Annotated in this window: 19 protein-coding genes; 3 read left to right on the top strand and 16 right to left on the bottom strand. The window is 43.2% G+C overall.

Annotated elements, in window-relative coordinates; all coding sequences use genetic code 11:
* Nucleotides 1-54 precede the first annotated feature (54 nt).
* The 5 genes from V3C97_RS01235 to V3C97_RS01215 all read right to left on the bottom strand — a co-directional run bounded on the left by V3C97_RS01235 (nt 55) and on the right by V3C97_RS01215 (nt 4,718).
* Nucleotides 55-1,440 (bottom strand): UDP-N-acetylmuramoyl-tripeptide--D-alanyl-D-alanine ligase, encoded by a 1,386-nt coding sequence (locus V3C97_RS01235; protein WP_027826498.1) that lies wholly within the window; start codon nt 1,438-1,440, stop codon nt 55-57.
* 218 nt (nt 1,441-1,658) lie between these two features.
* A complete protein-coding gene (locus V3C97_RS01230; protein ID WP_216543827.1) occupies nt 1,659-2,453 on the bottom strand; it encodes a hypothetical protein in 795 nt (264 codons plus the stop codon).
* A 22-nt stretch (nt 2,454-2,475) separates the two neighbouring features.
* Nucleotides 2,476-3,369, bottom strand: a complete 894-nt coding sequence (gene htpX / locus V3C97_RS01225) for a zinc metalloprotease HtpX (protein WP_009555540.1) — start codon at nt 3,367-3,369, stop codon at nt 2,476-2,478.
* 19 nt (nt 3,370-3,388) lie between these two features.
* Nucleotides 3,389-3,943 (bottom strand): LemA family protein, encoded by a 555-nt coding sequence (locus V3C97_RS01220; RefSeq protein ID WP_009555542.1) that lies wholly within the window; start codon nt 3,941-3,943, stop codon nt 3,389-3,391.
* 328 nt (nt 3,944-4,271) lie between these two features.
* Nucleotides 4,272-4,718 carry a GNAT family N-acetyltransferase gene (locus V3C97_RS01215; RefSeq protein ID WP_009555544.1) on the bottom strand — a complete coding sequence of 149 codons (447 nt, stop codon included), beginning with the start codon at nt 4,716-4,718 and terminating at the stop codon, nt 4,272-4,274.
* A gap of 166 nt (nt 4,719-4,884) precedes the next feature.
* On the opposite strand from V3C97_RS01215, the gene V3C97_RS01210 reads away from it, so the two are divergent.
* Nucleotides 4,885-5,025 (top strand): hypothetical protein, encoded by a 141-nt coding sequence (locus V3C97_RS01210; RefSeq protein ID WP_009555546.1) that lies wholly within the window; start codon nt 4,885-4,887, stop codon nt 5,023-5,025.
* Nucleotides 5,026-5,122: 97 nt separating this feature from the next.
* Here the strand turns inward: V3C97_RS01210 and V3C97_RS01205 are convergent, their stop codons facing one another.
* Nucleotides 5,123-5,941: a TIGR02452 family protein gene (locus V3C97_RS01205; protein WP_009555547.1), complete on the bottom strand. Its 819-nt coding sequence runs from the start codon at nt 5,939-5,941 to the stop codon at nt 5,123-5,125.
* 169 nt (nt 5,942-6,110) lie between these two features.
* Between V3C97_RS01205 and V3C97_RS01200 the strand changes: the two genes are divergently transcribed.
* On the top strand, nt 6,111-8,492 hold the full coding sequence (locus tag V3C97_RS01200) for an ATP-dependent DNA helicase (protein ID WP_317294164.1): 2,382 nt from the start codon (nt 6,111-6,113) through the stop codon (nt 8,490-8,492).
* A 198-nt stretch (nt 8,493-8,690) separates the two neighbouring features.
* Here V3C97_RS01200 and V3C97_RS01195 read toward each other — a convergent pair whose 3' ends face one another.
* From V3C97_RS01195 to V3C97_RS01165, 7 genes are all read right to left on the bottom strand, one after another.
* Nucleotides 8,691-9,326, bottom strand: a complete 636-nt coding sequence (locus tag V3C97_RS01195) for a hypothetical protein (protein ID WP_009555550.1) — start codon at nt 9,324-9,326, stop codon at nt 8,691-8,693.
* Between the two features lie 104 nt (nt 9,327-9,430).
* Nucleotides 9,431-9,679 carry a type B 50S ribosomal protein L31 gene (locus tag V3C97_RS01190; protein WP_009555552.1) on the bottom strand — a complete coding sequence of 83 codons (249 nt, stop codon included), beginning with the start codon at nt 9,677-9,679 and terminating at the stop codon, nt 9,431-9,433.
* A 113-nt stretch (nt 9,680-9,792) separates the two neighbouring features.
* Nucleotides 9,793-11,046 (bottom strand): transcription termination factor Rho, encoded by a 1,254-nt coding sequence (gene rho, locus V3C97_RS01185; RefSeq protein ID WP_009555554.1) that lies wholly within the window; start codon nt 11,044-11,046, stop codon nt 9,793-9,795.
* An 87-nt stretch (nt 11,047-11,133) separates the two neighbouring features.
* Nucleotides 11,134-12,414 (bottom strand): UDP-N-acetylglucosamine 1-carboxyvinyltransferase, encoded by a 1,281-nt coding sequence (locus V3C97_RS01180; protein WP_009555556.1) that lies wholly within the window; start codon nt 12,412-12,414, stop codon nt 11,134-11,136.
* A 283-nt stretch (nt 12,415-12,697) separates the two neighbouring features.
* The gene (locus V3C97_RS01175) at nt 12,698-14,296 is read right to left on the bottom strand and encodes a CTP synthase (protein ID WP_268889809.1); all 1,599 of its coding nucleotides are present in this window, start codon (nt 14,294-14,296) and stop codon (nt 12,698-12,700) included.
* Nucleotides 14,297-14,476: 180 nt separating this feature from the next.
* Entirely contained in the window at nt 14,477-15,061 is a 585-nt protein-coding gene (gene rpoE / locus V3C97_RS01170; RefSeq protein WP_009555560.1) for a DNA-directed RNA polymerase subunit delta, read from the bottom strand.
* Nucleotides 15,062-15,105: 44 nt separating this feature from the next.
* Complete coding sequence (locus tag V3C97_RS01165; RefSeq protein WP_268889810.1) at nt 15,106-15,531, bottom strand: DUF1934 domain-containing protein; 426 nt, start codon at nt 15,529-15,531, stop codon at nt 15,106-15,108.
* Nucleotides 15,532-15,701: 170 nt separating this feature from the next.
* Between V3C97_RS01165 and V3C97_RS01160 the strand changes: the two genes are divergently transcribed.
* Nucleotides 15,702-17,027: an HD domain-containing protein gene (locus V3C97_RS01160; RefSeq protein ID WP_040534032.1), complete on the top strand. Its 1,326-nt coding sequence runs from the start codon at nt 15,702-15,704 to the stop codon at nt 17,025-17,027.
* A 205-nt stretch (nt 17,028-17,232) separates the two neighbouring features.
* On the opposite strand, the gene pepI is transcribed toward V3C97_RS01160, so the two are convergent.
* Genes pepI through V3C97_RS01145 form a run of 3 tightly spaced genes read right to left on the bottom strand, consistent with a single transcriptional unit; the run spans nt 17,233 to nt 20,495 of the window.
* The gene (gene pepI / locus V3C97_RS01155; RefSeq protein WP_338434297.1) at nt 17,233-18,117 is read right to left on the bottom strand and encodes a proline iminopeptidase; all 885 of its coding nucleotides are present in this window, start codon (nt 18,115-18,117) and stop codon (nt 17,233-17,235) included.
* Between the two features lie 19 nt (nt 18,118-18,136).
* Complete coding sequence (locus tag V3C97_RS01150; RefSeq protein ID WP_009555569.1) at nt 18,137-18,502, bottom strand: DUF3899 domain-containing protein; 366 nt, start codon at nt 18,500-18,502, stop codon at nt 18,137-18,139.
* A 10-nt stretch (nt 18,503-18,512) separates the two neighbouring features.
* On the bottom strand, nt 18,513-20,495 hold the full coding sequence (locus V3C97_RS01145; protein ID WP_283590145.1) for an ATP-binding cassette domain-containing protein: 1,983 nt from the start codon (nt 20,493-20,495) through the stop codon (nt 18,513-18,515).
* Nucleotides 20,496-20,550: the final 55 nt, after the last annotated feature.

The raw sequence follows: 20,550 nt of genomic DNA, 5'->3' as shown, positions 1-20,550 counted from the left end.
GTATATACCGATTATTACCAACTCAATTGGAAGAATGATCTGTGTTTTATATTTCTATTCTTTACTCTCTGTCAGGGCTGCCAATACAGTTTCCAAATGAATCCCATGACTTCCCTTCAAGAGCACTAAATCATCAGGTGCAATCTCTGCTTTTAAGTCAGCAATCAAACTTGCTTTATCATTAGTATCGTAGTAATGGATAGCAGTTGCTGGCATCTTAGCTAATAAAGCGTCGCGTAAGTTGCTCATTAACGGACCGCATAAATATACGCTTGCAATAGCATCCGGATTAATCGCTTGAGCAATTCCAGCATGTAACGCTGGTCCTTGTTCACCCAGCTCCAGCATATCCCCTAAAACAACAATCCGCTTACCTGTGGTTGTAACGTTGTTTTCAAATGCAGCTAAAACTTCTTTAACCGCAGTTGGATTAGAATTATACACATCACTCAGGATCCGTTCGCCTTGATTACCATCAACCCATTCAGTACGGTTTTTGGTCAGGGCAAAGTCCTGTAATGCTAGCTGCATTTCTGCCACTGGAATTTGAAAATAATCTCCCACCGCCAATGCTGCTAATGCATTATTAACGTTGTAAGCACCAATCATCGGGATTGTGAAATCGTATTCAGGCCATTTTAAAACCCGAAAAGCAGTCTGGTGACTATCACTAACAACATTCGTTGCTTGCAAATTATCTTCGTCATTTAAGCCAAAAGTCGTTGTCGCTTGGATTAATTTCTGTGTCCTTTGCCGTAACAACGGTTCATCTCCGTTATAAACCAAAAGACCATCTTCGGCCAAGCCATGTGTGATTTCCATCTTAGCATCAGCAATCTTAGCCCGTGTTCCAAAAAATTCGATGTGTGCCTCACCAATCATAGTAATAACAGCAACATCTGGTTCGACTAGCCGGCTCAAGTGGTCCAGTTCACCAAAGTGATCCATGCCCATTTCAACCACCAGTACTTCTGTATTCGGCTCCATCCCCAAGATCGTTGTGGGGACCCCGATTTGGTTGTTAAAATTAGCGTAGGTTTTTTGAACATTGTATCCTCGTTGGAGGATAGCAGCGGTCATATCTTTGGTAGTAGTTTTCCCATTACTACCCGTTACAGCAACAACGCGGGGGTTAATTTTGTGCAGATAGTACTGGGCAAGCTGTTGCAATGCGGTCAAAGTATCTGCTACTTCTAATGTATAAATTCCCTGTGGACGTTTCCCTTGGTGATCCTGTTGCCATAAAGTGGCAACAGCACCGTTGGCTTGGGCTGCTTCAATATAGTTATGCCCATCATGTTCCCCGGTAAGAGGCACGAAAAGTGCTCCAGCTGTTAAGCTCCGACTATCAAAGCTCACGCTAGTTACCATTACCTGTTCATACCCCGGTTGCGCTTCTAAACCTAGTGCACTAGCAATCTCTGCTAACTGCATTTTCATGCTAAATCTCCCTTTCTGGCTTTTTTGGCCGTCAACATAAAAATATATTTATAGATCATGCAAAGAGTTCCATCTCATTGTATCACAATCACATATCAGGTACATAGAATTAGTAGTATATTACGTCTAGTGCCAGAAAGCAAATAAAGTGAGGGAGAAACATCGGTGCATAAAGACCGAGGCCGGTAAGAAAACAGTGTTTTCTCCCAGCCTCTACTCTATAAATATTGGGTTGTAAACAATTCTTGATTAGTTACTTCCAGTTTCCATTCCTGACTTTTCAGTGAATAGATCAGATTAGCTGCTGGACGCGAACGCTCTACCAGCATCGTTGGTTCATGCCATTTAACCTGGTATATCGTATCTGGTGCCACTAAAATTGGCACAGTGACCTGCCCATTTTTCACTTTCATCCCATCAAAGTTAAACACTGCTCCATCACTGTATAACACATGGAGTTTTTGTGAGAGTTCAAAAGGAAAGAGAGCAAATTTTAACGGTCGTTGTAAGAAGAATAACCGCCGTTTTTCTCTAAAAGCAGTGGCCACATGGCTAGTAAAGCTATATGCCAAGACCCGATCCAGTTGCTTCATATGCCGGTAGTAAACTTTCAAAGCTCCGTTAGGTAATGTCAAAAAAGCATACTGGTTTTGGAGCTTATAATAAAACGGCGACTGCATATGCATATATGCATGACCTAAGTACAACATGCCGGCAATTTCAATCGGAGTCAACTGCTCTAAATCATGTTGATCATCAAAGTCTAACCACCGCATATTAACGTTCTGCTTGTTACTTAGATAATCGTGCACACTATTCTGCCCCGTTACAATATTAAACCCAGTATTAATATCTATTTCTTGGTTAGCATCAACTGGAGAGAGGAGCAGTAAATTTTGTGGCAATCCGTTCATCGCTCGCATCGCTGTCACAAAATCATTGGTCGTAACACCATATGTCAGTGCCATGTGTGATATATTTTCGACGTGAATATAAATCAGATTACCTCTCACTAATACTCCACTCCTATCCGTTCTACATCTTTTCTAACCGGGCAATGCGATCAGCAACCGGTGGATGCGTCGCAAAAAGTTGACTCCATGACCGCTGTTTAAATGGGTCGGCAATGTATAACGAAGCACTTCCCACATTAGCAGCCCTCATCGGTTGACTATTACTAATTTTTTCCAACGCACTGATTAACCCGTATGGATTACGAGTTAAAACCACTGCCGAAGCATCGGCTAAATATTCGCGATTACGCGATAATGCTAATTGGGTCAGGGTTGCCGCCAATGGCGCTAAGACCACTGCCAATAGTGCCAAAATCAGCATGACAATATCCAGTGGGTTACTTTCCTCACGGTCATCACGTCTTCGGCCACCACCCCAAATAAAGGAATTCATCCCCATATTAATCAGAGCTGAAACAACAGCTGTCAATACCACTGCGGTTGTCTGCAAGCGAATATCATAGTTCTTGATATGAGAAATTTCATGGGCGATAACCCCTTCTAATTCCTCTCGGTTTAACCGGTCTAACAAGCCAGTCGTTGCTGCCACTGCTGCATGCTCTGGATCTGGCCCCGTAGCGAATGCATTGGGGCTAGGATCATGAATGATATACACAGCTGGCATCGGCACTTGTCCCACAAGCGCCATATCTTCAACCGTATGCCACAGCTCTGGGGCCTGGCTGGCGTCTGTAATTGGCTGTGCGTTATTCATTTGCATCACAACAGCTGTCGATTGCCCCATCATCACGAACATATAGACCAAGCCTAAAATCACCGCTAGTAGAATTCCACCACGGGTACTACCCATAAAGATATACCCAACTGCCGCCCCAACACAAGTGACAAGTAGCATAAAGAAAAACATTACCCCAAATGTCTTAATTTTGTTATTTCTAATCTGCTGGTACAGCATCCATTTCACTCCTTAATTTCTAAAATGATACCTTTGGGGCTGCTTTTTCTGCAACAGGAACTTCCAGATAATCCATCTTAGTGAAGTGGTGAAATTTAGCAACCATATTGGAAGGGAAAGTTACCAGTTTTTGGTTGAAAACTGCTACCGAACTGTTAAACAATTGCCGAGAGTAAGCAATCTTGTTTTCCGTATTAGTTAATTCTTCCATTAATTTGCCAAATTCTTGGTTAGCTTTTAAATCTGGATAACTTTCTGCTAAAGCAAAGATACTCTTCAATGAACTAGTTAACTGGTTAGAAACTGCCATCTTTTCTTGGTGTGCATCTGTTGGCAATTCGGCTAACTGATTCCGCAGCTGAATAACTTGACTCAAAGTTTCTTTTTCATGCTTCGCATACCCTTTAGTAGTTTCGACTAAGTTTGGAATCAGATCATTCCGCCGCTTGAGTTGGACATCAATCTGGCTCCAAGCTTCCTCGGCATGAACCTTGGCTGTTTGCAAGCCATTGTATAGCGCAATATATCCGCCTACCAATAGGATAATAACAACAATTGTAATGATTAATCCCATCAAAATCACTCCTTAAACTTTTTATTTTCAGCATACCAGAGAAAAATATCGGGATAAAGCTTTCCGCCCTATATTTGAAAATTATTAATATCAAAAAGAGGCTAGCAAGAACAAGTTCTTGCTAACCTCTATCATGCGGTCCTCACCAGTAATAGCAAAGAGTAGCTAGTGCTCCACAACACTAATCTACAGACACGTCACAATCCGGTGACTAATGTGCCCCGCTTATCAAAAGTTTGATCACTAGTTGCCGCAGCAAAACAATACTCAATGTATTGCCTGATCCCTCTCGACTCATCGCATGTCTGCTACTATAAACCAAAAACAGTTAAAATTCAAGTTTTTTATCCATCCGGTGGTGGGGAATACCCGCATCTATAAAACCGGCTCCCACTACCTGGTATCCTAGCTTAGTATAAAAGCCCTGAGCAGTATCCTGGGCTCCTAAAGTTAAAAATTTTGCTCCTGCCTGTCGGGCATCAGTTTCAATCTTAGTTAACAACTGCCGGGCAAAGCCCAAACCACGATATTGTTTCCGGGTAGCTACTCGTTGAATATGCCAGCCACCGTTTTCCCATGAAGCACGTCCGGTAGCCGCAGCAACTCCGTCATTATACAAAACATAGTGATAAGGTCCTTTTTCACCGTCAATTTCTAAACTGATATCAACTCCTTGTTCCTCCACAAAAACCTTTTTCCTAATTGCCAGCGCATCTTGGTAAATTGGTGATGCTAATTCCTGGGTCATCTTGATTGTTACTGCCAGTTTAATCACCTCATCTTAAATTATTATTTCAATAGTCATGCTACATTATTTTTTCTATTATAACTGGTAGTCCACCCCCTAAATAAAGAAACTTTTGCACTTTTAAAAAATCGTTCTATAATAATGGTGTAGAGAGATTATCAATTAATTTCTTTGCAGAAAGAGGCGAATGATTATGGCAAAGAAGCTAAGTAAGGCAGAACGTAAGGAAATGGCACGGAAGGCTATGGAAGCCCGGCAAAAGCAACCTAAGCCAGCTGCTGGTTCTGGTTTTGCCCGCATCGATGCAGACGCTAAGAATCTGCGTGGTGAATAACATTCGCACAGTTGAAGGATCTTTATAGACCCCAAACAGGTTACTTACTAGTAACCAATAAACGGCAGGCCGCTTAATGTGGACCTGCCGTTTTCTATTATTGTAAGACCGCCGTCGAAGACTTGATTGTTTGCTGCGGTGAGGTGGCTGGTAAAGTTTCTTTAAAAATATGATATGCCCTAGCATTCTGATTAATATCAAAGTACACCGTGGTAAAAGCTCCGCGAAATTCCTGGCGTTTCAACGCTTGACTAAATGCCTGCGCAACTAGTGCTGGATCATTTCCTGACCGCTGGCATCCGAAATCACCTAAAATTACTACCCGAACCTGATGATTTTTGAATAAGCGTAATGTCCATAAAATGCGCCGATAAATATGTCGGTATAATAACTGCTTATCCGGTTTAATCCCATTACAAAACATTGCCCGGACATTTGGGGCAGCGACCGAGACAACATCAATATAGCGAAAATGATCGAGAAACTTTAGCGATTCATCGTCACCTAGAACTTTTATTTTTTGCGAGTATAATAAGCGATCTACAAAATAATAATCATTAAGGTGTTGAATATTGTAATAATAATATTTTCGCCGCATTTGTTTTAACTCTGGATATAGAAATGTATTGCGACACAATGCTGCTTCCGAAGCATCAATTCCACTTTGGAAGTCGCCTCCTGGAACTAGCGGGTTAGCAAAGTTCATAATTCCTGTCTTAACATCACTCGGAATTGTCTTTAGGCGGCTCAATGGTGCACGTTGTTCGACTATGATCGTCGGAAGTAGCATCCCCCGTCCTACCGTTTGGCCCGGAGTTGCCGTTACTAACATTGTACTTTGCTCTAGCTGTCGCATCTGTACTTGATAAATATTTATCACATGATGAGCCAATAATCGTTTTGCTTTGCTATCCATCACTCTCACCTTGCTTCCCCACTCACATTAGTATTAACTAATCATATTTTAATCTATACGCCATTTTTTCGCAATCACTGGTTTGCTTCATTTTTCAAGATTTGTGTCTATCTCACTTGTCCATAGTATAATTAATTCGGTTAGTTTTTTACTTAAGAGGTGGTCAGTGATGGATATTAACATTAATGAAAAAATTGGGATTCGCGAACTTGTCGAATTTGTCCTCAAGGGTGGCGATTTGGTAACTACTAGTTCCAACGATCATTCTGCTCAGGAAGGAACCCGAATTCACCATCTTTTACAAAAGAAGTGGCCTGCTACAATCGCTGCCGAAGTGGACCTCAAGGGCGAATTTACCCATGCTGCCCATACTATTCAGGTTCACGGGCGAGCTGACGGTGTGCGCTATGCTGACCATCTTCCCAGTGAAATTTTGGAAATTAAAACTTCGCCAGTCGCTTTTAAAGATCTCACTACTAACACCTTAGAGTTGTATTGGTCACAGGCTAAATTCTATGCCCATCTTTTGCTGACCAAATATGACTTGCCCCAGTTGAAAATAACTTTAATTTACTATCAGACAACAACTAAACAGATAACGGAAAAATCCGTTACTGTCAGCCGTGATCAAGTTAAGGTCTTTACTAATAATGTCATTGCCAGTTATGCAGCCTGGCTCGATCTTGTCGCTGACCTCCACCGCCAACGGGATCAGGCTATCACTCAACTTGAATTTCCTTTTTCAAGTTATCACCAAAATCAACACGAACTGGCCGCAGCCGTTTACCGCACTATTGCTAGTCAAAAAAAGCTCCTTGTTGAAGCCCCAACAGGGACAGGCAAGACTATCTCCACACTTTTTCCTGCCATTAAAGCTTTAGGTGCTGGCCTGTGCACGCGTATTTTTTACCTAACTGCGAAACGTTCTACCCGCATGGTCGCCCGCGATACCATCAAGCTTCTCCATGAGCACGGACTCAACCTCCACACGGTAGTCTTGACGGCTAAAGATCAAATCATCTTCAAAGAGGAAAGGGACCTAGCCGATGAGGATAATCCTTTCTTATTAGGCTATTATGATCGGATCCGGCCGGCACTGCTGGACATCTTACAGCATGAGCAGCTGATCGACCCGGAAACAATTTGGACTTATGCTCGCAAGCATACTGTTGATCCGTTTGAATACTCACTCGATATCAGTCTTTTTTGTGACGTGGTAATTTGTGATTACAACTACCTCTTTGATCCGCTGGTCTATCTCCAACGTTTCTTCACCCAGCCTGACCCCCATAATGTCTTTCTCGTTGATGAAGCACATAATCTAATTGACCGCTCACGTCAGATGTACACCAAGGAAATTAGTTCTGCTGCGCTGGTTCCCCTTCTAAGCCAGCTCAAGGATCAACCCCGACGTCGCCAACGCTTAATTCATTTACTGGAACGGGTATTAGATAGTTTTGATGCTTTGAAGATCACTCTCCAAAAGTATCACCAGGAGACCCTGATGATGACTGAAGCAGCCACTGATTTTAACAAGCGCTTAGATACTTTTTGCGAGTTTACTAGTGATTGGCTCAAGGAGCATCAGCAAGATGAATTATACGACGAGATAAAGGACTATTTTCTGACAGCTCACGCCTTTTTAAAGATCAATGATTACTATGGACCAACATTTCGCACCCGCCTGCTCGTTGTAGATGATGAGCTCACTATTCGGACTATCTGTCTAGATTCCAGTCATTTGCTAGCTGATTCCCTCAATCTCGGGGGCGGGACTGTCCTTTTTTCGGCAACACTTTCGCCCTTACCGTACTATCGGGAAATGTTTGGTCTGGATGATGATACGAACCAAGGATTACTGTACCAGCTACCTTCACCTTTCGCATCGGACCACCTGGGATTGTTTGTAACCAATGATATCCAAACTACCTACCAAAAACGTCCAGCTAGTTTGGGACAAGTCAGTGCAACAATCTATCAGCTACTTGCTAGCCATCCAGGTAATTATCTGATCTTCTTACCATCATATTCTTATCTTGAGCAAGTAGTAGCCCGTTTTAATCGTGACTATCCTGAAATTGCAACAGTCTGTCAAACCGGGACCATGGACAACGAAGCACGCACTAATTTTTTAGCTAACTTCGTTGCTAATCCAACTTCATCCCTAGTCGGCTTTGCCGTTTTGGGAGGGATGTTTGCTGAGGGAATTGACCTTCAAGGATCCCGTTTGGCCGGGGTGGCAATCGTCAGTGTAGGGCTCCCCCGAATCAACCCCGAAACAGATGAGCTACGTAAGTATTTTACTGCCCATCATCGCGATGGTTTCCAATATGCTTACCAGCTACCGGGATTAAATAATGTTTTCCAGGCTGCTGGTCGTGTCATTCGGGGTGAAGACGATGTTGGAGTGGTCGTCCTAATTGACCAACGTTTTGCAAGCCCGCGCTACACTCAGTTTTATCCGCCTCACTGGCAACATTTCCAGCTGACAAACTCTCCTCAGCAACTGCAGCTGGCCTTGAAAAAATTTTGGCACCAACATACTGATTAACACACAAAAAGGGGCTGGAAGAAAACACTGTTTTCTCCCAGCCTCGGTCTTTATGCACTATTGTTTCACAGATAATGTGGAAATAATCACAAGTCTAATATCTAAGTGCGAACGAAGGTTGCCGTCCTTTGCGCCAACCCTCGTTTGAGCTTAACCCCACAACTTGCTGCAAGGGTTATTTCGTCCTCACCTTTATCGTCAATCTTTATGGAAGAAAAATTGCTTTATCCATAGTGGATCACGGCGCATCTGCAAATATGTATATACTGTCAACACCATCCCTCCAATGAAATCAGCTATTAGGTCTCCCATCGTATCCATTAACGCTGCCCGACCCACTAGGGCATGACCGGCACTAAGATAACGTTGTAAGTTTAAATTAGCAATCCCATCACAAGTAAATTCATAAAATTCCCATACCACTCCGGCAAACATCGCAAATGACAGCATATAGACACAGATCAAGGCCCGTTGCGGATGATTTTGTGTTTCATTATCGGTCAATGCACCATACAATGATAGGGCAAAACTGCCTAATAAAGCACCAGAGATCAAGTGTAATCCCTTATCCCAGTAAGGAACACTGTAAAAATGGAAGCCAGTTCCCAAATATACCGAGCCTAAAATAAATAATGTATAGAAAAAATATAGCATTGAGGGAATAGTAAAATGAAAAATTCGCGCTAATAAGCGTGGTAAATACAAGATAATGGCCCCGATCAACATTTCAATGTTCAACAGCAGGGTCCCCGTACCCGCAACTACATTGTAAAAAACAAAAAAGAGCATTAGCCATAAAACTAATTCCATAAACCAATCATGTTTTTTCTTCATTACTATTTCCCCCTTTTGGTCATAGTCCACCTTCATTATAGCATGGGATCAATACAAAAAAGCCTGGTTGCAATAACCAGGCTTTTTCATCAGTTTTGAACTGTTTAGTTTGTAAAACCGTACTTCTTGTTGAAACGATCGACACGGCCATCTGCTTGAGTAAACTTTTGCTTACCAGTGTAGAATGGGTGTGAGTCAGAAGAAATTTCAACACGAATCAATGGGTAAGTGTTACCGTCTTCCCATTCAATTGTTTCTTCAGAAGTCTTAGTAGAACCAGACAGGAACTTGTAACCTGTAGCTGAATCTTGGAAGACAACTTGATGGTAATCTGGATGGATTCCTTGTTTCATTAGTAAACTCTCCTTTGCCCTGGTCCATTTGCTGGGCCAGAGTTAGTATTTCTTTTCTTTGCAACAAACAACATGATAGCATGAATACTCAAGCCATGCAACAATTTTCCCGCTTAGTTTCCCGTTAATTGGGATAGTTGGGCCATGAAGTCTTGGTTAGATTTGGTATTACGTAACATATTAAGTACTAACGGGGTATCCTTTAGTGGATTTCCGCGCATCTTTTTCCGCAACTTCCAGACCGCGGCCAGGTCTTCTTCTGCCAAGAGCAATTCTTCCCGTCGCGTTCCAAACTTCTTGAGGTCAAGGGCAGGGAAAATACGGCGCTCAGCTAAAGCGCGATCTAATTGCATTTCTTGATTCCCTGTTCCCTTAAATTCTTCGAAGATGATGTCATCCATCCGGCTACCAGTGTTAACTAAAGCAGTCGCTAAGATGGTCAAACTTCCACCTTCTTCAACATTACGAGCTGCTCCAAAGAATTTCTTAGGTTTATATAAAGCCGCTGGATCTAAACCACCAGAAAGTGTCCGCCCACTCGGTGGTTCGGTCAAGTTGTATGCCCGGGCTAATCGGGTCAAAGAGTCTAGCAAAATCACTACATCTTGCTTATCTTCAACTAAACGCATAGCTCGCTCCAACACCAGCTCTGCCACTCGAATATGGTTCTCAGGTTTCTGATCAAAGGTTGAATAGACTACTTCACCGTTAATCGTTCGTTCCAGATCAGTAACTTCTTCAGGGCGTTCATCAATTAATAAAACTAGCAGGTGCGCCTGCGGATAATTAGTAGTAATGCCCTGGGCTATTTCCTTCATCAAACTTGTCTTCCCCGCTTTAGGTGGAGCAACAATCAATCCTCTTTGTCCAAAACCAATTGGAGCAAAACAATCAATCGCCCGGGTAGCAATCCGTTGCGAAGTCGTTTCTAGCTTGATCTGCCGATTGGGATAAACCGCCGTTAAAGCCGGAAAGTGTGGCCGGTCTTTAGCCTCATCGGGTGTTTTCCCATTAACCTGGTCAACCCGTAACAAACCTGACTTGCGTTCCCCTGGATGTGGTGGTCGAGCAGTCCCGGCCACCAAGTCTCCATTCCGTAAGCCAAAACGCCGGATCTGTGAATTTGAAATATACACATCTTCTTGTGACGGCGCATAGTTTAGCGGGCGTAAAAAGCCATAGCCATCCGCCAGAATTTCCAGCACTCCAGAAGTATAGTAGAAACCTTCTTTATCAGCTTGCGCACGAATTACTGCCAACACTAGTTCTTTCTTACTCATTTGGCTATAATAATGCACCTGATATTGCCGTGCATACTGGTATAACTCCCGTAAAGTCAACTGTTCCAGTTCGGTAACAGTTAACAATTTCTGGGTCCGATCTGACCCTTCTGCCGGTTGGGTATTAGCTTGTTTCTTCGATGTTGCGATAATTATCCCCCACCTTATTATTGTTTATTTGTGCAAACTTTCAGCTTCATTAACAATTTTCAAATCAACTGATAAGCCCTTGAACTTATCAATGATCCGTTCATATCCCCGGAGGATATTGTCTGCCCGATTGATTGTTGTTACCCCATCAGCCATCAATGCCAGGCCTAGGATCGAAACTCCGGCTCTGATCTCTCCTGCTTCAACGGTTTGCCCAATCAAATTAGGGGAACGTTTAACCGTGATGACTCCGTCCTTACTAGAGATATTAGCTCCCATCCGTTGCATTTCCGGAATATGCTTAACCCGTTGGGGATACAGAGTATCAATAATACTTGAACTTCCCTGTGCCCGCATCAGTAACGGCGTGATTGGTTGTTGCAAGTCAGTCGCAAATCCAGGATATGGCGCTGTTTTAACCGTAACTGGTGACAACTTGTCGCCCCCTGGAACGTAAATGCTATCTTCATTGATCTCCAATGTAACTCCCATCTCTTTGAGCTTAGCGATAAATGGGTCCAGGTGTTCAGTGATAAGATTGCGCACTAAAACACCCTTACCGTTTGCTGCTGCAAAGGAGAGGTAAGTCCCAGCTTCAATGCGATCAGGAATGATGGAGTGGGTATTAGTCATCTTCAAAGAGGGAACCCCTTCAACTCGAATAACATCTGTCCCGGCACCTCGAATATGCGCCCCCATATTGTTCAAGAAGGTTGCTAAATCAACGATTTCCGGCTCACGGGCAGCATTTTCCATAATCGTTGTTCCCTTGGCCTTAACTGCTGCCAGCAAGACATTAATCGTTGCCCCCACAGATACCAAATCGAAGAAAATCTCTGCACCGTGTAACCCGTCAGCACCTGCTTTGATGTGGACCGCATTGTCTTTTTCTTCTACTTCTGCTCCTAAAGCCTTGAACCCTTTAATATGTTGATCAATTGGTCGTGGGCCAATATTGTCCCCACCAGGGAAACCGACAATTGCTTCACCAAAACGACCAAGTAATGCCCCCATAAAATAGTAAGAAGCCCGTAGACTGCGAATAGTATCGCCGGGAAGAGGGGCTTTCCGAATCTGGGTTGGATCAATTTCTAAATTGCCACGGTTAAAGTGCGATGAAACATTCATTGATTCTAAGATCAGCATCAGGTTGTGCACATCTAAAATGTCCGGCACATTATCAAATCTCACCTTAGAATCTGCCAAAATTGCCGCTGGAATCAGTGCAACGGTACTATTTTTAGCCCCACCAATCGTAACTTCGCCATGTAACTGTTGGCCACCTTTAACAATTAACTTCTTCATCTTTATTGAAATCCTCACTCAATTAATCATCTAAAATAATATTGTCTGTGCGAGCTTAATCACCGCCCTAGCGGCTTCATCTCCGCACCGTGTGTCATAAAAATGCACACTTTCTTTCATTTTATAAGATAGCCCCGGGTGTTTCAATGTCTTTTACATCTTATTTGTCTTTTTTCATGAATTTATTTATTCCCTGTAATGCTCTTTACATCATCCTTACAACCCGAAAAAAACAGCGCCGTCAGGCTATCTGACGACGCTGTCTCTTTATCTATCTATTTGCTTATTTGCCAGCTGCAGCTTTGATAAATCCTGCAAATAACCCTTCTGGTCGTTGTGGCCGGGAAAGGAATTCTGGGTGATATTGGGCTGCAATGAAAAACTTCTTGTCTGGAATTTCAATCACTTCAACCAAACGGTTGTCAGGTGATGTCCCAGCAAAGACTAAACCTTTTTCGGCTAATAAGTCACGGTATTTGTTATTAAATTCATAACGGTGACGGTGCCGTTCTTGAATTACTTCCTGGTTGCCATAGCAAGCAGCTGCCCGAGAACCTGGCTTCAACTTACATGGATAAGCACCTAACCGCTGTGTGCCCCCCATGTTTTCAACATCTTCTTGATCAGACATCAAGTCGATCACTTTGTTTGGTGCATCAGGATGAACTTCCCCAGTAGTTGCATCTTTAACCCCTGCAACATTCCGCGCAAATTCAATGCTTGCCATCTGCATTCCCAAGCAAATTCCCAAGAATGGCATGTCATTTTCCCGTGCGTATTGGATAGACTTGATCATGCCTTCCAAGCCACGGCTCCCAAATCCACCAGGAACAATTAAGCCATCATATGGAGCTAAAGTAGCAGCTACATTGTCTTCAGTGATATTTTCTGCGTCGATATATGTGATCTTAACGTCAGCATTGATTTGGTAACCCGCATGCTTCAAAGCTTCGTTAACAGAAATGTAAGCATCCTTCAAGTTGACATACTTACCAACCAAGGCAATCTTAACTTCACCAGCCAAGTTTTCAACCTTGTTCCGTAATTCAACCCATTCAGTCATATCAGCAGCAGGCACATCCAACTTCAAGTGGTCACAAACAATTTGATCCATGTTTTGTGCTTGTAAGTTCAATGGAATCTGATAAAGAGTAGATACATCCATTGATTCAATTACTGCTTCTGGTTCTACGTCACAGAAGTTAGAGATCTTGTTCTTCATTTCTTGGGAAATAGGCTTTTCAGTCCGTACCACTAACATGTTTGGTTGAATACCTAAGCCTCGCAATGCCTTAACACTGTGTTGAGTTGGCTTGGTCTTCATTTCCCCAGCTGCTTTTAAGTATGGAACTAAAGTCGTGTGGATGTAGTAAACATTGTCATTGCCTACTTCTTTTTTCATTTGGCGGATAGCTTCCATAAATGGTTGAGATTCAATATCCCCAACAGTCCCACCAATTTCAGTAATCACGATGTCAGAGTCAGTAACTGTTCCGGCCCGCATGATCTTTTCTTTAATCATGTTAGTAATGTGCGGAATAACTTGGACAGTAGCACCCAAGTAATCACCCCGCCGTTCTTTACGCAATACTTCAGAGTAGATCTTCCCTGTGGTTACGTTAGAATACTTGTTTAAGTTAATATCAATGAACCGTTCATAGTGACCAAGGTCTAAGTCCGTTTCTGTCCCATCATCGGTAACAAACACTTCTCCGTGTTGGTATGGGCTCATTGTCCCTGGGTCAACATTGATATATGGGTCAAACTTTTGAATTGTAACTTTTAAGCCCCGGTTCTTCAATAAGCGGCCTAAGGATGCGGCAACGATCCCTTTCCCTAATGAAGAAACAACGCCGCCTGTAACAAAAATATACTTGGTCATGCTAAATCTCCTTTGAAATAAATTTGTGGGTGAACATAAAATAAAAACAACAAGCTCCCTACTCACTAGAATAGGGAGCTTGTTTATTCCGAACTGCTTTGCTTTACACTACCATGTAAAGCGCCCAAGAAACAGTCTACATAACTTTGATTATTCCGTCAAGGATTAGCCCTGATTAAATTAGTTTAATTGGTCTTCGTCCTCTTCTTCGTCATCATCGTCTTGCAATTCTGATAATTGTCCTTCGATGCCATCTGGTAAGTCATCGTCTTCTTCATCATCACCAAAGTCATCTAAGTCACTACTGTATTGCTTCAATTCGTCGTTTTCTTCGTCATCATCGTCGTAGCCGGAATCAAGATCTGTATCTTCTGGATCATCATCGTTGTAGTCGATCACATCATCGTCGTCATCGTCAACATCAGCTAAGAACGCATTGACACGCTTGTGTTTCTTGCTTGAAGAACCTTCATCGTCATCATCGGTATGAACGAGAGCTTCATCGATGGAATCATATGGATACCACTTCCGCAAGCCCCACATGTTATCACCCAGGGAAATGAAACTGCCGTCAACATTCAAGTCAGTATAGAACTGGGTCAAGCGTTCACGAATATCTTCATCAGACTTGCCCATGAACTGCTGCACCTTATTTGTTAAATCAGCGAATTCCAATGTATCCCCGTGTTCTTGCAAAATTTCATGAGCGACTTCGATCATTGACAGCTCATCTTTATTCATATCAGCGAATTTTTCAAGTCCCAACCTGGTACACGTCCTTTCAACAGTTTACTTCTCATACTACAATACTAGGCTTTAAATTGCAATCGAATTTTGTATTCCCCTAACAGGCTTATTCCTTGGTATAAACGATAATCTATCGCCAGGTGTCCCTGTGGTTGCTTGGTCAGATCTAAGACGTGATCCAACCGGGTAGTCCGCGTCACTAATTCAATCATTCCGTAAGGGGTGTGGTAGTGGTTGGTAACCTTGGTTGCAGTTGTATCAAATTGCAACGCCGTTCGATGTTGTCCCGTCGTCCGCGTCAACATAACCTGGTCGTCAGTGACCAGCTTGAACATCACTCTTGTCCCATCTTCTTCACGATACCGAATGTAGGTTGCCTCTCCCTTATTCACTAGTTGTCCGGTAAACTTTCGGTGATAATTTTCTACCTGTTTGTCGTGGGTTTCTTGGTGCGTTGTAATCTCGACTTGTACGTCATATTTCTCCATCCCCATTTTCTCCTATCCACATATTGTCTAGTTTAATTATAGCGAGATCATTCCTGAGATTCAAAAGTTAGCCCGAGCCTATGCTATAATTAACAATAATTTTATTTAACGAATCGCTTTAGGAAGGAGCCTGCCCCGTGCATTTTCAATATTCCGGCGCTTTACTGCCGATGGAAAAGGTCTTACGTGATCCGATCCATAACTATATCTATATCCAAAACAAAGTCATCCTTGATCTGATCAACACCCGCGAATTTCAGCGACTTCGTCGCATCCGCCAGCTTGGGGTCGCCAACATGACCTTCCATGGGGCTGAACACAGCCGTTTCACACATTCCGTCGGTGTCTATGAAATCACTCGCCGAATCTGTGATCTTTTTGCCCGTAACTACCCCCAAGTCACTCCGGGTGATGGCTTGTGGAATGATGATGAACGGCTAGTAGCACTCTGTGCTGCCCTCCTGCATGACGTGGGACACGGGGCTTATTCACATACCTTTGAACATATCTTCCACACAGACCATGAGCAGATGACCCAAAAGATCATTCTCGATCCGACCACGGAAGTTAATCAGGTCTTGTCCCAAGTTGGAGAAGATTTTCCCACACAGGTGGCTTCTGTCATTGCTAAAACTTATCCTAATCCGCAAGTTGTCCAGCTGATTTCTTCGCAAATCGATGCTGACCGGATGGACTACCTCTTGCGTGACTCTTACTACACTGGTACTAATTACGGAACATTCGACCTTACCCGAATCATGCGGGTAATGCGCCCCTACACAGGAGGAATTGCTTTTGATATGAGCGGAATGCATGCAGTGGAGGATTATCTTGTCAGTCGTTTTCAAATGTATCAGCAAGTTTATTTCCACCCCGTTTCACGCTCAATGGAAGTCATCTTAGACCACCTTCTTCGCCGTGCTAAAGTGCTATTCAAGGCGGGAAAACTCACCGGCTCATTTAAGCCTGAGTTGTTATTACCTTTCTTTACCGATAACTTTACTCTCAGTGATTACTTAAGCCTCGATGATGGGGTTTTAAACACGTACTTTACTTACTGGCGCCATAATCCGGATCCTATCTTAAGTGATTTGGCAACACGGTTTTTGGATCGCAAGCCACTCAAGTCAGTCCGGGTGACACCAACTACACATGCAATCATTCCTACTCTTCAGGATCTAGTTGCCCAAGCTGGATTCAATCCTGAGTATTATACTGATACCAATGACAGCTTTGACCTACCATATGACCTGTATGATCCGCGCTCAAAAAAACCGCGAACACAGATTGAGCTAATGCAAAAAGATAAGAGTCTGGTTGAACTTTCTTCTGTTTCTGATCTTGTCTTGGCAATTACTGGCCGGACCAGTGGAGATGAGCGTTTCTTCTTCCCTAAAGAAATGCGGGGCACTAGTCTTCAGGGACAAGGCGAAGTATTTGCTCCCGTCTATCGTGAGTTTATGCAGCATATTAAAAACGATCAGCTAATCAAGTAATAAGTCAAAAGGCTGGTGGAAAGCTCTGCTTTCTCACCAGCCTTGTTTTTTATCCACTAATATTTCTCAGATAATGTAACAAACAACTACCTACCTCAAAGCTAAGTAGAAACACAGACTTCTGCTCTTTGCGTTAACCACCATCCGGGCTTAACCCAATATCTTGTCACAAAATCGATTTTCCACGCACTTTTGGATAATCAATTTATTGGCGTTCTGCCAACCATGTGTCTAACAGGTCTGCATACTGTGTAGTTTGTTCTGCAAACGCCATGTGCTTAGCCCCAGCAAATAATTCCCACCGCGCATTTGGTAGGTGGTCATACATCGTTTTAGCTACTAAGGGGGTGCATAGATCATCGGTTCCACTTGTTATCAATGCAGGCACCTTTACCTGTTGTAATTTGTCTGTATATTCATAATCTTTCAGCGTTCCCTGGGGCACCAACTCGTTCGGTCCCCAAGCTGCTACATAGGATTCTGTCCCCATGCGCACTTCACGTTGGAGTGGCTCCGCATTTGTGACTGCCCGATCCCGACAATAATACTGCATAAACAACGCATCAGCTGCTTGATAAGCAGACCCACTATAATTACCCGTGACCTCTGCTTGCTTTAAGGCTTCTTGGGCTGTTAGGGGGAGATATTGCAACAAACGATGTTGTTCCTGAGCCCATAAACGAGCCGAGGAAAGCGTACTGGATAAAATTACGCTTTGTACACCACTAGGAGCATAGTCACAAAGATAAATAATCGCCAACATTCCACCCCAGGACTGACCTAAAAGATGGATCTGCTCCAACTTGAGATGACGGCGTAAAGCCTGTAATTCTTCAACCCAAGTTTCTGCTCGGTAAACTGCAGGATCAGTCGGGATCGTCGACCGCCCACATCCTAACTGATCATACATTATTAGTTGGCGGTCCAAGCGTACTGCTAACCCATCTAGCACCTCAAAATAAGTATGCGTTGAGCCTGGCCCACCATGCAATAAAACTAGGGGCGCTTTTACACTAGGCGTTCCCACTATTCGATAATATGTGCGCCACTGGTCATTATGCCAAGTAAAATAGCCATCCGTTACTGTCATCTTCTTGCCCCCTCTTGTTCTACAATGTAATGATAATTGCTAGGACAATCATTCCTAAGCCCAGAACCAGACAGTTAGCTGCTAAGGCTTCAAAATGAATCGGGCGGTTTTTCTTGCTAGCAACCGTTTCAACCTCAATCTTATCCGCCTGGTACTCTTCGTCTGTTTCGCCTTTTTTCTTTTTTTTAAACCAGCCAGAAAACAAACCAGCGTGGAGTAAAATATTACAAATCATCAGGCAGATATAACCGAGACCGGCCACGAATAAAAAGTTAGAAACCGTCACAATCCGTTTTTGCCAATAACCGATAACTATCATGATCACACATATCACTAGAATAAAAATGTCGGTTTTTACCCATAACTTATCAACAAAATTCTTCATCCCTTACTACCTACTCCTTTCGCAAGGCTTCGACTGGGTCCAGCTTGGACGCCCGGTTGGCCGGCAAAATTCCTGCGATCATACTGATCACAACACTCAAAATAATTCCTGTCATGACATACTTCGGCGTCAACATCACGAGAGTAATATCAAAAGCACTATGGGCAAAACGGTTGATTCCCAAACTCAAACCATACGTGAAAGCCACGCCTAAAATTCCTGCGAAAAGTCCGATCAAAAAGGCTTCCGCTGCAAAAATCCGCCGAATATCTTTACGCCGTGCGCCTAAGGCTTTGAGCACTCCAATTTCTTTGGTCCGCTCGACCACAGAAATATTGAGAACAACTAAGATCATAATTGCGGAAACGACCAATGAAATAGCAGCGATTGCTGTTAATACCCAAGTAATGACATTTAACATTTGAGTAAACATTTCTGTCATTTGTTCTTGCATCGAACCGGTATAGCCTAATTTCTTAACCTTATTCTTGATTTGCTTAGTGTTATCTTTATTCGCCGTGTGCAAGTAAATTACATTCGGTTCAAGTGTCTGTCCTGTTTCGGAGTAAAGTTTAGCAACTTCATCATAGCTGACAATCATCGTACTTACACTTTGCGTCTGTGCTTCATAGAGCCCTGCAACTGTCATCGTTTTTGTTAGGTTTTTGGTGCCAACTTTAAGATCAAACGTAACCTGCTTACCAACTATATCCTTTCCTAGCAAATCAGCTGTCCCTTTATCTAGAACAACTTCACCGCGGTGAGGAGCATGGCCCTTGACAATCGTTGATTTAGCAATATTGTCCGACATGGTCTGCAACATCAAAACACTAGCCCGTTTGCCATGATAAGTCACCGCGTCATTTCCCATGGAAAATACTGAATATCCTAACTGATATCTGTCCACATGTTTAATCTTTTTCAAGCGGGCAATATCTTTATCAGTGAAACCCCCACCGCTAGCCCCAGTCATAGCGGCAATATTGGCTTGCTGTTGTTTGGCAATCTCTGCTCGGTCCATCTGTTGCGGATTTTGCATGGCTTTTTGCTGATTGCCAGCCTGTTTATGAACCTCTGTTATGTTGGGGTTAGTATAAGATTTCATCGTTGAACTGACGTATGTGGTCACGCCCTTGCCCAAAGCTAGCATCAAAATCACTGCCATGATCCCAATACTAGACCCTAGTGCAACTAAAAAATTCCGCCCAAACTTAGCTTTCATATTGAGAAAAGCTAAGCGAATCGCTTTTGCCAAAGACATATTAGCCACTTTCCCTAACCGGCCAACTGCTGGCGTTGTCGCTGGGGAAGAGGTGGGTGTAGTGGCTAATAACTTACCATTTTCAATCCGGAGTTCGCGATCACAAAAGGCCGCCACCCGGTCTGAGTGGGTCACCATCAGCACCAGTTTCCCTTCAGTAGCAATCTCTTTAATCAATGCTAAAATCACTCCAGTGGTTTCAGCATCGAGGGCCCCGGTTGGTTCATCAGCAATAATCACATCCGGATCATTAACCAAAGCCCGAGCGATCGCCACCCGCTGCTTTTGTCCCCCTGAGATCTGGTCTGGCTTTTTATACATATGGTCCCCCAACCCCACCTTGGTTAAGAGTTGCTCTGCTCGTGCCACTCTGGTCTTTTCATCCACGTTGGATAAAGTCATAGCCATTGCTACGTTGTCAACCAAGTTGAGGTGGGCAATCAAGTTAAAATTTTGGAAGATAAAACCAATACTCTTCTTATGGTAGTCAACTAATTCCTGCTGACTAAACTGGGCTAAGTTGTGTCCATGATAAAGGATCTCGCCCGTAAAATCCGAATCTAATCCGCCGATCGCATTCATCAAGGTTGATTTTCCTGAACCTGACTCCCCAACGATAGCAACCATCTCGCCTGCCTCAAACTGAGCGTTAATCCCCTTCAATGCGGTAAAATCATTTCCGTCGGCGAGGTGATATTTCTTTACTACATTTCGTAATTCCATAACTGCCACAATTCTTCCTCCTTCTTACTAAAAAGAGACGTGCGTTAAAGTTATCAAATTCTGA

Origin of the sequence: Ligilactobacillus saerimneri (assembly GCF_036689625.1) — a bacterium.
GTDB lineage: Bacteria > Bacillota > Bacilli > Lactobacillales > Lactobacillaceae > Ligilactobacillus > Ligilactobacillus saerimneri.
Note: the sequence above shows the minus strand (reverse complement) of the source record. Positions and strands in the feature narration are given on the sequence as shown.